A 13,422-nucleotide genomic window follows, 5' to 3' on the forward strand; every position below is an offset into this window, starting at 1 on the left:
GCAAAGACCGAGGTCTGCGAGACCGGCCTCTGGCGGTATTCGCGCCATCCGAACTACTTCTTCGAGTGGATGTTCTGGTGTTGCTGGTTTTTGTTGGCCGCCTCGCCGAGCTGGCTGTCCTTGTTGGCGCCGCTCCTGATGTACTGGCTGCTTGTGCATGTCTCCGGCATCCCGCCCCTCGAAGATCATATGCTGCGTTCGCGCGGCGAGAAATTTCGCGCACTTCAGCGGCGTGTGAATGCTTTTTTCCCCGGCCCGAGAAGGCAGGATATCCACCCAGAAGGAGAGTTGAAATGAACATGCTGGCCTTCGCTATCAACACCGCCGAACGCGCGCCTCTGACCGACGGCATGACGCTCGCGGGTATCGACTTCCTCTGTGGCCGCACCAAGCGCCGGCTGGCCGCCACGGCAGCAACGCAGGAAAATCTGTTTGTCGACGCAATGAACCAGTACCCCGTGGCGGTTCATGCGGACGAGGCCAACCGCCAGCATTATGAAGTACCCGCGGCTTTCTTTTCGCGGGTTCTCGGCCCAAGCCGAAAATATTCCTGCTGCCTTTATCCAACCGAACATACGACACTGAAGGAAGCGGAGGTTCATGCCCTCGCCGAAACGGTGAAACATGCCGCGATCGAGGATGGCATGACGATCCTGGAACTCGGCTGCGGCTGGGGCTCGCTTTCGCTTTATCTGGCGGCGCAGTTCCCGAACTCGCCTATCGTCTCCGTCTCCAACTCCGCCTCGCAGCGCGCCTTCATCCTGGCGACGGCCAATCAGCGGGGGCTGAACAATCTGTCGGTGGTCACAGCAGACATGAATGATTTTTCGATCGACCAGCGCTTCGATCGTGTCGTCTCGATCGAAATGTTCGAGCACATGTCGAACTGGCGGAAACTTTTCGAGCGTGCCCGCGACTGGGTGAAGCCGGAAGGTCGGCTTTTCCTGCATGTCTTCACTCACAAGGACCGCTCCTACCGCTTCGACCACGACGATCCGGCAGACTGGATCGCCCATCATTTCTTCACCGGCGGTATCATGCCGGCGCATGACCTGCCTCATCGTTTCGAGGATCTGTTCGCGGTCGAGGAGGAATGGCGGTGGTCCGGAACTCATTATCGTCGTACGGCGCTCGACTGGCTCGCCAATTTCGACCGGGAGTCCGATCAGATCGAACCTATTTTCGCAGAGGTTTACGGCAAGGACGCACCGCTCTGGCTACGCCGCTGGCGGCTGTTCTTCCTCGCGACCGCCGGTCTGTTCGGTCACGATGACGGCGATATCTGGGGTGTAGGCCATTATCTGCTGAAACCGGCAAGGCCATGAGCGCGCAACGAGTTCCTCTCGATCCTCTTACCCAGGCGACTGTTACGATCGCTTGGGTCATATGTCTCAACAAGCCATTTTACCCGCTCTATGTCTGGTATCTCGTCGGTGATGGCATGGCCGCGTCACTTGGTTCGCTGATCGCGGCTCCGCTCTTTCTGGCAATTCCGTTCATCGCCCGTCATTCGCCGATCATTGCGCGGATTTCGCTTCCCCTTGTGGGGGCACTCGACACTTTCTTCGAGACGCGGTTGTTCGGCCAAAGCTCAGGAACAGAATTGTTCTTCGCTGCCTGTATCATGCTCGTCGCAGTTTCCTTTCGGGCGGAAGAGAAATGGACCCAACGCAGCCTGGCAGCGCTCGTTTTCGCCATCTTTCTTCTGTCACGCCATACCGGTGGACCGCCGTTGCATGGCTGGAGCGATGCCGATCTTGCCATTTTTCTCGATCTGAACGTTTTCGCGGCCGCATGCCTGATGGCTTTCATCGCCATTAGATACGCGGGGGGTGGCGATAAGCGCGGCCCCCACGAGCCGGACGAATTGATAAGGAAATAAACCGGAGGATCACATGCTGAACTTTTGGAAATGCCTCGTCGGCGTTCTCTTGCTCACCGGATCGCTCGTATCGCATACCGCCACAGCAGCAGAGCCTGAAGTGGCCAAGGTCGGCGCCGACCACTACCGCGGGACATGGCTGGAGATCGGCCGTCGGCCAATGTGGCTGACCGACGGCTGCGTCGCCGGTTATTCGACCTATCGCCGCGGCAAATCACCTGATGAAGTGCTTGTCGAAGATGGTTGCCGCATCGGAAATCCGAAGGGTCGATTAAAGACTATCCAAGGAACAGGGCGCATAGTCGATTTTGACAGCGAAAAGGCGAAGATGCGTGTTCGTTATCCTCTGCTGATCACCTTCAACTATTGGGTTCTTTACAAATCACCGGACAAGAGCTGGTTCATCAGTGCCGATCCGGACATGACCAATCTGTGGATCTATGCACGCACTGTACCTTCCAAAGCCAAACTTGACACAATGGTTCGAAAGGCAAGCCAGCTTGGTTACGATGTGAGAAAGCTGGAATTTCCCGAAACATGAAGACACGCTCCGGCCTTCTATCGCCGGAACGTGCAACCTTTGCCAAATGCTCACATCGGAGGAACGACGCCGTTGGTGCCGACGACGACGCGTGAGGTGGAGATTGAACCGTCCGATGCCTTTTCGGAAGGGACGAAGACAGTTGCACCGCTCTTCAGATCCGCCACTTCGGCCGGAGCGAACGTAACGACCGGCGTGTCCTCCGGGATCGAAATCTTCTTTTCTCCGCCCTTGTAGGTCACGGTCAGCGTATGGCCATCGACCGACTTCACGGCATTGGCGACCGTGGCGTTTGTCATCGAGCTGTTGGGTTTCAGATCCCAGGCATAGCTGCCTTCGCCGGTGCCCTTCATGGCGGCAGGGAAGATCAGAACCTCGAGAGCACCGTTGCCGCCATCGGCAGTCGGCAACGAGGCGATGCCGACGAAATCACCTTCCTTGATGTCGTTGACCGAAGCCTTGGCGACGCTCGAAACCTTCCAGCCGTCCTTGAGCATGATCTTGGCGTCGGTGCCTTCGCGGGTCTTGACGGAAAGGGTCGAGCCGTCAAGGCTTTCGACGGTGCCGCGGACACGGATCTGGTCGGCAGCATGGGCGGAGAAGCCGATCGTGGCTGCGATCAGCATGCCGGCGAGCACCGGAAAACCGGCCTTGTAAATAGAGGACATTGTCTTCTTCCTTGTTGAAAAACCCTGTCGTTTCAATCGCCGGCGAATGCGGGATGAAAATCCGCCGGCATCGTGGGACAAAGCCTTCGCGGCCTGCCCCGCGAACTCTCAGATCCCGGCGTACCATTCGTAGCCGCGGTCTTCCCAGAAGCCGCCATTGCCACCGTAAAGGCCGGACAGATCTGCAACAGCTTCGATGCGCATCAGGTACTTGGCCTGTTTGTAACCGAGCTGCCGCTCGACCCTCAGCCGTAGCGGCGCGCCGTGCGGAACCTCCAGATCACGGCCGTTCATCGAATGGGCGAGGATGGTCTGGGGGTGGAAGGCATCGACTAGGTCGATGCTCTCATAATACCAGCCGCTGCCATCAAGCGTCTTTTCGTATTCGTCGGCGCAGTGGAAGACGATGTAGCGCGCCTCCGGCTTGAGGCCGACCTTGTCGAGAACGGCGCCGAGCGGCACGCCGGTCCACTGACCGATGGCGCTCCAGCCCTCGACGCAGTCGTGGCGGGTAATCTGCGTACGCGACGGCATCGCCTTCAACACTGCAAGCGACAATTTTGTCGGCCGCTCCACAAAACCGCCGACCTCCAACTGCCATGTCGAGAACTTCCGGCTGAGCAGATCCTGATATTGCTTGCCGTCAGGCATGCTCGTGCCGTTGGCGCGGAAGGTCGGCGAGATGTCGGCCATGGTGAACTCGCGCGCCAAAGTGTCGTCGCCAATCAGGGCGCGCTGTGTCTTCATCGTCAGGCCCTCGGCGACCTTCAGGACCGACTGGACCTTCGGGCTTTCGACCAGCGCATCACAGCCGCTGAGACCGAGTGCCGAGGCGGTGAGCGTCGAGCCGATCAGGAACCGACGGCGAGTGATGATGCGGCTCATGGCTTTACCTTCGAAAGGTCGTCGACATCGATGGCGTAACGGCCGGTGATCATCGAGCGCATGTTGTTGAAGACGCCGGACACCAGAACCATCGCCACATGCACGACGACGAAGGCGACCAGCGCGCTGGCGGTGATGAAATGCAGCGTGCGGGCCGACTGCCGGCCGCCGAAGAGGTCGATCAACCAGGGCGCGAAGGCGTCGAGACCGGGCGACATGGTGAGGCCGGTCGCGATCATCACCGGCAGGAGAAGGAAAATGACGAAGAGATAGGTGAGCTTTTGCAGTGCATTGTAATGCCGGGCCTTTTCGCCCTTTGGAAAACGCAGGCGTGCATGATCGACGATTTCGTGCCGAAGATTGCCCGGCGCAAGTTCACCCTGCGCGGGCAGAAGATCCCGTTGAAAATGACGGGCAAAGAACCCGTAGGCCATGTAGATCAGCCGTTGATGACGAAAAGCCAGGCAAAGAAGAAATGCCAGCGCCGCCCGGTCGCGAGGTCCTGATAGCTCGGCAGCGTGATCCAGGCCGGGAAACCACGCGCCGTCGCCTCGCCGTCGACATTCGAGACGCCGAGGACGCCGGTGGTATCGAAGGACAAGCCGCCGATCCGGGTCTTACCCTTGATCGCATCCCTTTCTTCGACCGCTTCCATCGACAGGACGGACGGATCGTTGTCGGCGCCATACTGACCCCAGTACAGGGCCGGATGCGCGTTGAAAATCTGCAAGCCGCTGAACAGCAATACCGTCATGCAAAGGACGTTGAGCCAGTGCGACAGGCGCACCGTAAGGCTGTGCCGGCGGATCAGCACGCGCCTGCCGCCGATCCTGTGGGTTAGCGCATCGATGTTTTCCATGAGTGGCCTCCGGGCAGATGGTCTTCATGCTGTACGGTGACGCCCTCGCCGAAGTTTCATTGGCGAGGGCGCAACCAGCTTATTTCATCGCGTCGCAATGCTTCATCATGTCGGCCTTCTTCATGCTGTCCTTCTCCATGCCGGCCTTGTGCGTGCAGTCGGCTTTGCTGCCCATCTTCATGCTGTCGGTCTTCATCGGATCGGACTTCATGGTGTCTGTTTTCATCGTGCCCGATTTCATGCTGTCAGGCTTGCTCATGCTGTCCGTGCTGGTCTGCGCGCTGGCGCTGCCGGCCGTGACACAGAGGCCGAAAAGGATTGCACCGGCTGCGGTAGCGCATGAACGAATGGTCATGTTGATTCTCCCGTTTTTCATCTGCTCGCCGCAGTCTTGCGGTGGGCGTTACGGAAGGCTCATTCGCTGCCGGCCAGGATCGGTTACAGGCATCATTCCGATAATCACGCCCATGTGATAGCAGCAGCTGTCTCGCTTTTATTTCGAGCGGCGTGTAACGGTTTCGCGCTGCCTGCGTATGAGGCTTCGATAACATGAAGCAACTGACCGAGCCCGAGCTGAAAGCGCTGATGCTCTCGTCCCTCGACGGGGACGAGCTGGCCTACCGTTGCCTGCTCGACATGCTGAGGCACCTTCTCGTGAACTACTACGGTCGGCGGCTTGTCCGCTCGGCGGCCGCGGACGTGGACGATCTGGTTCAGGACACCTTGCTGGCGCTGCACCAGCGCCGGATCACCTATGATCGTGGACGGCCCTTCACCGCCTGGTTCTTCACCATCGCCCGCCACAAGCTGGTGGATCACTTCCGCCGGTCGGGCGACAGGCAGAATGTCGGAATGGAGATGCTGGAGGACATGGCCGACGAATACCGCGAGGACGCCGTCTCGGCCGGCATGGATGTCAATCGTCTGCTGGCAAGCCTGCCCGCTTGGCAAGGCGAGATGATCCGCCAGGTCAGGCTGGAGGGACATTCGGTGGCCGATACGGCAATGAGGAGCGGGCGCAGCGAGGCGGCGGTCAAGATCAATGTTTTCAGAGGCATTCAGGCGATGGCCGCGAAACTGAAAGGCGAACGCAGTGAAGACGGATGATCTGATCGACAGGCTGGCAAGTGATCTGCGGCCGGTGCCGCGCGGCGCGCTGGGGCGTCTGCTGTTTTTTGTTCTTATCCCAGGCCTCGTGTTGTCGGCGGCGATGATCCTGTTCGGACATGGACCGCGGCCCGATCTGGCCACAGCCATCCATCTGCCTGCCTTCTGGGTAAAGTCGATCTATCCGCTTGCCCTGACCGTCATCGGTATAACAGCGCTGATGGTGGTTGCTCGCCCAGGAGGCCGACCCCGAAAGGCAGGCCTGGCATCGCTCGCCATCTATCTCGTACTCGTCGCACTCGGTCTTTGGCAGCTCCGCATGGCGCCAGCCGAAGACTATCCGAGACTGATTTTCGGAATCTCCGCCTGGATCTGCCCGTTCATCATTGTTGCAGCAGCGCTTCCCGTTTTTGCCGTAATTGTTTTCTTCCTGCGCCGAAGTGCCCCAACGAACCTGCCTTTGGCGGGCTTTATCGCTGGATTGGTCGCAGGCTCAGTAGGTGCTTGGACCTACTCCTGGGGCTGCATCGAAAACGGGCTTCCTTTCGTCGCTCTCTGGTACACGTTGGGGATCGCTCTATGCGGCATGCTTGGGTTGGCTTTGTCGCGCCCTCTACTTCGTTGGTGAATGGCGGGCGGGAACTAACTCGGTCCGCATTGATCGCCGGTCTAAGGTCTTGAAGGGAATCGAACCCTAATTCCTGAATCCGAAAAATAACGTATTGAAATCGTGCAGGAATCGAGTCTTCGTGATCCTCAGCACTTTATGTGTGACAGGCTCCGTGAGCATAACGGCCACCGCGGCACCAGGCGCGGCCGGCTTGTGAAACGAGTTGATTGCGGTTGTCCAACTGGGTGCTGTAATGCTTTAGCCTTCAGAAGCCCGAATCTTTTACATAGGCCGGATACCCGCGCGTCGGCGCCGAGATCCGGGCCGCGCCAATCTCTAATGAGATCGCTCGTTGCTCGGCAGATGTATTAGCAATCTGAAATCCGTCAGAGTCGACAGTGAAGTCGCCTCCCCTGAAGGTATCTTGATATCTGGCGCAGCCAGCAGATCACCCCTGTACTTTGTCTGGATAGGGCTCGATGTCTACTGACCAATGCTGCCTCAGTGATTACTTGCAGATCACTGTTATGTGATGACTGGCTGCATTTTACGCCCACGCAAGTTTGATCTACCTCAATGGAACATATCTGATATGCAAGATATATAAGGGTGAGGATTTTTAGCATTGGGCGTGTAGAGACGCGCCTGAATTCGTGGGGGCGAATGGGAATGCCGGGAGGATCGTCTGCAAATTCAAGGAGAGCCGGTCAGGCCGCTGGCACCGGCCATGCGATGAATGCCTCGCAGCTCATCCATCTCCGACTCCGCAACGAAATCATATCGATGAGCCGGCGACCGGGCGAGACCGTCCACGAAAAGGACATTGCTCAGGTTTTCGGCGTCAGCCGCACGCCGGTCCGAGAGGCGCTTTTGCGCCTGTCTGAAGAGGGACTGGTCGATATCGTCGCCAAGTCCGGAACGATCGTTTCGCGGATACCTGTCGATGAACTCCCCGAAGCAATCCTGGCGAGAAAAGCCATCGAACAGATGACGGTGCGCATGGCGGCGGAATTTTCCGTCAAGAGCGACATCCTTACGATGCACGCCATTGTCGAGCGCCAGACCGAAGCCCTGAGGTCTGAAGACGTCAACGGTTTTCACGAGGAAGATGAAGCTCTGCACCATGCGATCATGGCTGCGGCAGGGTATCCCGGCATCTGGCGTTTCGTCGAAGAGATCAAGGTGCAGCTCGACCGGTTCCGGCGGCTGACACTACCGCAGGCGCACCGAATGGAACGGGCGCTGGCCGAGCACATCGAACTGGTGGCCGCCATCGATGCCAGGAACCAGGAAGCCGCGGCGGCGGTGATGGGCAATCATCTCGATTGGCTCGGAGAAAGTCTAGCCGAAATTCAGGATATCAACCCGGACTATTTTTCCGGAAACCCTCGGGATGCGCATTTTCGATGGACCAAAAGGTCACGTGCGCAGGCTGCACAGCCAATGGAATCTGGAGGCACCCTTTTCAGCGAAACCAATCGTGATCCTCAGATGAGGCACGTGCAAATCAAGGGCCAAGAAGGCGCTTGAACCGAGCGTATGCCCGCCTCAGGCGCCGGCTGCGCTTCTTTCAAAACGACTGCACTTAAGCGGAGGAATAAATGAAGTACACATCTTATATTTCAATGATTGCAGGGGCCGTTGCTCTTTCCGCCATCATTCCAGCCGGGATCAGCGCCGCATCGGCCGCATCGATGAACTTTGAAATAGCCTTCAACCAGACGGAGACTCATCCTCAGTTCAAGGCGTTGCAGATGTTTGCCGAAGGGCTCAAGGAGCGCACCAATGGTGAATACACCGCCGAAGTCTTCCCGAACGAACTTCTGGGCGCCCAGAAGGAAACCGTCGAGATGACCCAGACCGGCACGATCGCCATGTCGGTCGCAGCCGCCAGCCTGCTGGAAAGCTGGAACTCGGACTTCTCGGTGTTCAACCTGCCTTATCTCTTTAACAGCATCGAAGATCAGAAGAAGGTTCTCAACAACCCTGAGATCGTCGGCGACCTCTACAAGTCGGTTTCCGACCAGAGTGTTATCGTTCTCGGCTCCTTCACCGCGGGTGCACGTTCGGTCTATCTCAAGGACCGCTTCGTCAAGACCCCTGCCGATCTCGCAGGCCAGAAGATTCGCGTTATGCAGTCGGATACCAATGTCCAGATGATGAAGCACATGGGCGGCGTCGGTATCGCCATGGGTCAGGGTGAAGTCTACACGGCGATCCAGACCGGCGTTCTCAATGGCGGCGAGAATAACGAAATCGTCTTTTCGTCTCTGAAGCATGCCGAAGTGGCGCCGCATTTTTCCAACACGCGCCACCTCATGATCCCGGATTATCTGGTCATGAACGTAGACCTCTACAATGGCCTGCCGGAGAACATCAAGACGATCGTCAATGAAGAACTGGCCAAGGCCTTCGACTACGAGTTCGATGCTTTCGCGGAAGAAGCCGCAAAGGCTCGTGCCGATGCTGAAAAGGTCGGTGCCAAGTTCAGCGATGATGTCGACATGGAAGCCTTCCGCGCTTCGGTCAAGCCGCTCATTGACAGCAAGCTGACCAACGACGTCACCAAGACGATCTACCAGAAGATCGAGGCACTGCGCTGATCTTTCTAATTGCCCAGATCGCCGCAGCAACGCGGCGATCTGGGGGATCGTACGCTTCTCTTCGCCACACGAAAACTGGCAACCCCGGGCATTTGCCGTTTCCGGGACAGGGATTAAAACAATGGAAACTATCAAGCGCAGGGTCGATCAGATCCTTGCTTTCTGCTGCATATTCCTATGCGGGCTCCTCACGGTCATCGTGACCTGGCAGGTGGTCGCCCGCTATCTCTTCAACAGCCCCGGAGCCCAATCGGAAGAACTCGCCAAGATTTTGTTCGTCTGGCTGACATTATTCGCCGCAGCGCTGCTGTTCGGCGAAAAGGGGCACATGAATATCGGCATCCTCAGCGATGCGCTGCCTGCACGCTGGAACATTTCGCTCCAGATCCTGAGCAGCGTGCTGATCTTGATCTTCTGTGTCGCCATTCTTGTTCTCGGCGGCTGGGACGCGGTTGGCCGCACCATGCGCCAGACCAATGCCGCCATGCCCTTCCTGACCACCGGTCAGATCTACATGGCATTGCCGATCTGCGGTTTGTTCTCCAGTTTTTATTGCATTTACAACATCATCGTCGACGTCAAGCGCCTTGCTGCCGTCAAATCGGGCGCAAGCCCGCAGCAGGAGGGTTGATCCATGGCGAACGCAGCAGACATTGGCCTGATCATGCTGATCAGCATTCCGATCCTACTTGCCATCGGCGTGCCGATCAGCATCAGCATGGGTATCGGCTCCGTGCTCGCCATGAGCACGGTCTTCACCTTCGACCGGATGGCGATCACAGCAGCGCAGCGTATCTTCAGCGGCGTCAACAGCTTCTCACTGCTGGCCATTCCCTTCTTCGTTCTTGCCGGCATCATCATGACCAATGGAGGCATAGCCCGAAGGCTGATCGATTTCGCCAAAGCCCTGATCGGCTTCATTCCCGGCGCGCTGATGCAGACGAACATCGTGGCCAACATGCTGTTCGGTTCGATCAGTGGTTCCGGCGTGGCAGCAGCGGCAGCAATCGGCGGCGCGATCGGCCCGCAGCAGAAGGATGACGGTTATGATCCAGCAGCCGCGGCAGCAGCCAATATCGCATCTGCCCCCTCGGGCATGCTGATTCCGCCCAGCAACACTTTCATCATCTACTCGCTCGCAAGCGGCGGCACTTCGGTCGCAGCATTGTTCCTCGCCGGTTATATCCCCGGCATTCTGTGGGGTCTCGCTTGTATCATTCCGGCGATGATTTACGCGGTGCGCGCAGGCTACAAGGCGCAGGGCTTCGCTAAATTCCAGGAGAATTTGCGCGTTACCATCGACGCCCTGCCGGCGCTCTTCCTGATCGTATTGATCGTTGGCGGCATCATTTCCGGCATCTTCACGCCGACCGAAGCGAGCTGCATCGCCGTCGTCTATGTGCTGGTTCTTTCCTTCGCCTACCGCACGATCACGGTACAGATGGTCCCGGGCTTCCTGCTCGATACCGCCAAGACGACCGGCATGATCATCTTCATGATCGGCATTTCCGCAGTGATGGGCTGGATCATGGCCTATGCCAAGATCCCTAACATCATCGCGTCCTCGCTTCTGGGCTTTACCGACAATCCAATCCTGATCATGATCATGATGAACGTCATCATGCTGCTGCTGGGTTGCGTCATGGACCCGACGCCAGCGATCCTGATCTTCGCGCCGATCTTCCTGCCGATCGCGATGTCGCTTGGATTTGACCCCGTACATTTCGGCGTCATCATGGTCTTCAACCTCTCGATCGGCACGATCACGCCACCAGTCGGGCCAATCCTGTTCGTTGGTTGCCGAATAGCCAAGCTAAAGATCGAGGACGTGTTCAAGCCGCTGCTGATGTATTTCCTGATCCTGATCGCAATGCTGATCGTGGTTACGTTCACACCTGCACTTTCGCTGCTTCTGCCCCAGGCCGCAGGCTTGATCCGATAGTGGGAAAAACGCTTAACCCCGTCGCGAAAGGAATTGGAGCCCAACGCGTATGAAAACCGTGCCATCACCTGCAAGGGTGGTGGCACACCTCTCTCAATGTCAAACAGGCATGGGCGACTTAAAAAATGTATCGGCAATGACTTCATCTAGCTGGGCGATCGTTCCAGAACCGTCGCCACAACTCATCCAGCAAAACCTGATGAACAGCATTTTCTCCACGCTGCAATGGTATTAAGCGATACACTTGTCCGTCGTGGGCGACGTTATCTTGTTCGTTCCATATCAAGGAGCAAACGACCGGAGGAATGTGTGTATTCTTTAGCTAAAAGTCATTCGATTATGAATTTTTCCCGGAACCTGCAACCACGCTTATTTTCGTGGACCCTTTCAGCCTTTCGCACCCCTTGTCGGATATCGACGTTCATTGGCGCGGCGTCTGCTTCGCTTGTTCTGTCATCGCCAACGCTCGCCGCGGACACGCATCTGAATATTGACGGCGGTGCGCTGGGGCTGATCTGGGCCGTTCCATTTGTCGGTATGCTTCTGTCAATCGCCCTGCTGCCGCTTTTGGCTTCGCATTTCTGGCACCACCATTTCGGCAAGGTCGCCACATTCTGGGCTCTGGCGTTTTTCGTTCCGTTCATTGCCACGCATGCGTCCGGTATCGTCGCCTCGGAAATGACGCACGCGATCCTTCTGGACTACGTGCCGTTCGTGATACTGCTGACAGCCCTGTTCACTATCGCCGGCGGCATTCTCGTGACCGGCAATCTGCATGGATCGCCCCGTCTCAACACGGCCTTGCTCGCCATTGGAACTTTGCTCGCGTCGGTGATCGGAACGACCGGCGCTTCCATGGTGCTGATCCGTCCGTTACTTCGAGCCAATGATGGAAGGCGGCACAATGTCCACGTCGTCGTATTCTTCATCTTCCTCGTTTCGAACATCGGCGGCTCGCTGACACCGCTTGGCGATCCGCCACTGTTTCTCGGTTATCTGCGCGGCGTGGATTTCTTCTGGACCACAGCACATATGCTGCCTGAAATGGTCTTTGCCGCATTGGTCTTGCTGGTATTGTTCTGGTTCCTCGACAGTTATCTCTACAAGGGCGACACAGATTTTCGCGGTGTTTCCGATCCCACGCCGGATACTCCGAAAATGGGTATTTCCGGCAGGATCAATTTCGCATTGCTGGCAGTCGTTATCGGCGCGGTGCTGATGTCCGGCTCGTGGAAACCCGAAATCTCCGTTCCGGTCTTCGGCCTGCATTGGGAGGTGCAGAATATCGTCCGCGATCTCATCCTGATTGCGGCCGCAATCGCTTCGCTCATCCTGACGCCGGATAGTCTTCGCAAGGAAAATGGCTTCGAATGGGGGCCGATGCTGGAAGTCGGCAAACTGTTTGCCGCGATCTTCATCACCATCATCCCGGTCATAGCCATGTTAAAGGCAGCCGAAAACGGCGCATTCGCGCCACTGGTGGCGCTGGTAACCTCGCCGGATGGCGCGCCGATCAACGCCATGTATTTCTGGATGACCGGTATCCTGTCGTCCTTCCTCGACAATGCGCCGACCTATCTGGTGTTCTTCAATCTGGCAGGCGGCGATCCTGTCGAATTGATGGGGCCGCTTGCCAGAACTCTGGTCGCCATTTCCTGCGGTGCGGTGTTCATGGGCGCCAACAGCTATATCGGCAATGCGCCGAATTTCATGGTCAAGGCGATTGCCGAAAGTGCTGGTGTGAAGATGCCGAGCTTCTTCGGCTACATGGCCTGGTCGGTCGGCATTCTCGTACCGGTCTTCATTCTGGTGACACTGGTCTTCTTCCGCAGCTGATGCTGCGGCAGTCCCGGAGTCATTGCCCCATTAGACAAAAGTCCCGGCCGCCAACTTAGGCGGCCGAGAAATCGATCGAGAATCTTCGATGCGGGATTGCCATCAGGGCCGTTGCAATCGCAGCGATGCAAAACAGAGTGGCCCGGAACCAGATCTGGCGGGCAAGCAGAGAGATCTGCCAAATCAGTTTTGAGCTCATACATCTATCTCCTTTTCATGGGAGATAGATGGAGGCGGGAACAAGGCAATCGGAACATACAGATGTCTTTGCCTTGCGAACGCTTGCCGTTAATGGCCGGTCATTCGTTCAGACGAACGTTTGCCTCGCAAAAATCGGATTTCGTATTCGATCGACGCAGGATCGGGCGGACATACCGCGATCAGCATTTTATTGTCAAGCTGGGCGACAACCTCCGGGACGCCGTTATCGCGAGTCGCTTCAGCCACACTGATTTTGATGATTCCAAGTCCGGCGTATCGCGAGAACTC

15 protein-coding genes and 1 pseudogene are annotated in these 13,422 nt (G+C 57.4%); 12 read left to right on the plus strand and 4 right to left on the minus strand.

The window, feature by feature from the left end; translation table 11 throughout:
- From GGE33_RS25890 to GGE33_RS25905, 4 genes are all read left to right on the plus strand, one after another.
- On the plus strand, positions 1-297 hold a 297-nt coding region (locus GGE33_RS25890), incomplete at its 5' end, for a DUF1295 domain-containing protein (RefSeq protein ID WP_183829984.1).
- Positions 294-1,325: an SAM-dependent methyltransferase gene (locus tag GGE33_RS25895; protein ID WP_183829987.1), complete on the plus strand. Its 1,032-nt coding sequence runs from the start codon at positions 294-296 to the stop codon at positions 1,323-1,325. The genes GGE33_RS25890 and GGE33_RS25895, both read left to right, overlap by 4 nt.
- Positions 1,322-1,882: a hypothetical protein gene (locus GGE33_RS25900; protein ID WP_183829990.1), complete on the plus strand. Its 561-nt coding sequence runs from the start codon at positions 1,322-1,324 to the stop codon at positions 1,880-1,882. The genes GGE33_RS25895 and GGE33_RS25900 overlap by 4 nt, the downstream gene beginning before the upstream one ends.
- Before the next feature lie 13 nt (positions 1,883-1,895).
- Entirely contained in the window at positions 1,896-2,423 is a 528-nt protein-coding gene (locus GGE33_RS25905) for a lipocalin family protein (RefSeq protein ID WP_183829993.1), read from the plus strand.
- Between the two features lie 50 nt (positions 2,424-2,473).
- Here the strand turns inward: GGE33_RS25905 and GGE33_RS25910 are convergent, their stop codons facing one another.
- The 4 genes and pseudogenes from GGE33_RS25910 to GGE33_RS25925 all read right to left on the minus strand — a co-directional run bounded on the left by GGE33_RS25910 (position 2,474) and on the right by GGE33_RS25925 (position 5,190).
- Positions 2,474-3,091 carry a DNA binding protein gene (locus GGE33_RS25910; RefSeq protein ID WP_183829997.1) on the minus strand — a complete coding sequence of 206 codons (618 nt, stop codon included), beginning with the start codon at positions 3,089-3,091 and terminating at the stop codon, positions 2,474-2,476.
- A 108-nt stretch (positions 3,092-3,199) separates the two neighbouring features.
- On the minus strand, positions 3,200-3,976 hold the full coding sequence (locus GGE33_RS25915) for a molybdopterin-binding protein (protein ID WP_183830000.1): 777 nt from the start codon (positions 3,974-3,976) through the stop codon (positions 3,200-3,202).
- Positions 3,973-4,835, minus strand: a pseudogene (locus tag GGE33_RS25920) (cytochrome b/b6 domain-containing protein). The gene GGE33_RS25915 and the pseudogene GGE33_RS25920 overlap by 4 nt, the downstream one beginning before the upstream one ends.
- A gap of 79 nt (positions 4,836-4,914) precedes the next feature.
- Positions 4,915-5,190 carry a pentapeptide MXKDX repeat protein gene (locus GGE33_RS25925; RefSeq protein WP_183830002.1) on the minus strand — a complete coding sequence of 92 codons (276 nt, stop codon included), beginning with the start codon at positions 5,188-5,190 and terminating at the stop codon, positions 4,915-4,917.
- 194 nt (positions 5,191-5,384) lie between these two features.
- Between GGE33_RS25925 and GGE33_RS25930 the strand changes: the two genes are divergently transcribed.
- The 8 genes from GGE33_RS25930 to GGE33_RS25965 all read left to right on the plus strand — a co-directional run bounded on the left by GGE33_RS25930 (position 5,385) and on the right by GGE33_RS25965 (position 12,933).
- The gene (locus tag GGE33_RS25930) at positions 5,385-5,942 is read left to right on the plus strand and encodes a sigma-70 family RNA polymerase sigma factor (RefSeq protein ID WP_183830004.1); all 558 of its coding nucleotides are present in this window, start codon (positions 5,385-5,387) and stop codon (positions 5,940-5,942) included.
- Positions 5,929-6,570 carry an NrsF family protein gene (locus GGE33_RS25935; RefSeq protein WP_183830006.1) on the plus strand — a complete coding sequence of 214 codons (642 nt, stop codon included), beginning with the start codon at positions 5,929-5,931 and terminating at the stop codon, positions 6,568-6,570. The genes GGE33_RS25930 and GGE33_RS25935 overlap by 14 nt, the downstream gene beginning before the upstream one ends.
- A 714-nt stretch (positions 6,571-7,284) precedes the next feature.
- Entirely contained in the window at positions 7,285-8,082 is a 798-nt protein-coding gene (locus GGE33_RS25940) for a GntR family transcriptional regulator (RefSeq protein ID WP_210303939.1), read from the plus strand.
- 71 nt (positions 8,083-8,153) lie between these two features.
- A complete protein-coding gene (locus tag GGE33_RS25945; RefSeq protein ID WP_183830010.1) occupies positions 8,154-9,155 on the plus strand; it encodes a TRAP transporter substrate-binding protein in 1,002 nt (333 codons plus the stop codon).
- Between the two features lie 121 nt (positions 9,156-9,276).
- Positions 9,277-9,786 (plus strand): TRAP transporter small permease, encoded by a 510-nt coding sequence (locus GGE33_RS25950; RefSeq protein ID WP_183830012.1) that lies wholly within the window; start codon positions 9,277-9,279, stop codon positions 9,784-9,786.
- A 3-nt stretch (positions 9,787-9,789) separates the two neighbouring features.
- Positions 9,790-11,097 (plus strand): TRAP transporter large permease, encoded by a 1,308-nt coding sequence (locus tag GGE33_RS25955; protein ID WP_183830014.1) that lies wholly within the window; start codon positions 9,790-9,792, stop codon positions 11,095-11,097.
- Between the two features lie 49 nt (positions 11,098-11,146).
- The gene (locus GGE33_RS25960; protein ID WP_183830016.1) at positions 11,147-11,332 is read left to right on the plus strand and encodes a hypothetical protein; all 186 of its coding nucleotides are present in this window, start codon (positions 11,147-11,149) and stop codon (positions 11,330-11,332) included.
- 302 nt (positions 11,333-11,634) lie between these two features.
- Positions 11,635-12,933, plus strand: coding sequence for a sodium:proton antiporter (locus GGE33_RS25965; RefSeq protein ID WP_394353700.1), 1,299 nt, complete (start codon positions 11,635-11,637; stop codon positions 12,931-12,933).
- Positions 12,934-13,422 lie beyond the last annotated feature (489 nt).

Origin of the sequence: Aliirhizobium cellulosilyticum (assembly GCF_014198105.1) — a bacterium.
GTDB lineage: Bacteria > Pseudomonadota > Alphaproteobacteria > Rhizobiales > Rhizobiaceae > Neorhizobium > Neorhizobium cellulosilyticum.

Bases quoted from the DNA above. Each gene is read 5' to 3' on its own strand.
- GGE33_RS25915 (WP_183830000.1), bottom strand. From the start codon at position 3,976: ATGAGCCGCATCATCACTCGCCGTCGGTTCCTGATCGGCTCGACGCTC.
- GGE33_RS25950 (WP_183830012.1), top strand. From the start codon at position 9,277: ATGGAAACTATCAAGCGCAGGGTCGATCAGATCCTTGCTTTCTGCTGC.
- GGE33_RS25895 (WP_183829987.1), top strand. From the start codon at position 294: ATGAACATGCTGGCCTTCGCTATCAACACCGCCGAACGCGCGCCTCTG.
- GGE33_RS25930 (WP_183830004.1), top strand. From the start codon at position 5,385: ATGAAGCAACTGACCGAGCCCGAGCTGAAAGCGCTGATGCTCTCGTCC.
- GGE33_RS25900 (WP_183829990.1), top strand. From the start codon at position 1,322: ATGAGCGCGCAACGAGTTCCTCTCGATCCTCTTACCCAGGCGACTGTT.
- GGE33_RS25905 (WP_183829993.1), top strand. From the start codon at position 1,896: ATGCTGAACTTTTGGAAATGCCTCGTCGGCGTTCTCTTGCTCACCGGA.
- GGE33_RS25925 (WP_183830002.1), bottom strand. From the start codon at position 5,190: ATGACCATTCGTTCATGCGCTACCGCAGCCGGTGCAATCCTTTTCGGC.
- GGE33_RS25960 (WP_183830016.1), top strand. From the start codon at position 11,147: ATGAAAACCGTGCCATCACCTGCAAGGGTGGTGGCACACCTCTCTCAA.
- GGE33_RS25945 (WP_183830010.1), top strand. From the start codon at position 8,154: ATGAAGTACACATCTTATATTTCAATGATTGCAGGGGCCGTTGCTCTT.
- GGE33_RS25910 (WP_183829997.1), bottom strand. From the start codon at position 3,091: ATGTCCTCTATTTACAAGGCCGGTTTTCCGGTGCTCGCCGGCATGCTG.
- GGE33_RS25940 (WP_210303939.1), top strand. From the start codon at position 7,285: ATGAATGCCTCGCAGCTCATCCATCTCCGACTCCGCAACGAAATCATA.
- GGE33_RS25955 (WP_183830014.1), top strand. From the start codon at position 9,790: ATGGCGAACGCAGCAGACATTGGCCTGATCATGCTGATCAGCATTCCG.
- GGE33_RS25965 (WP_394353700.1), top strand. From the start codon at position 11,635: ATGCTTCTGTCAATCGCCCTGCTGCCGCTTTTGGCTTCGCATTTCTGG.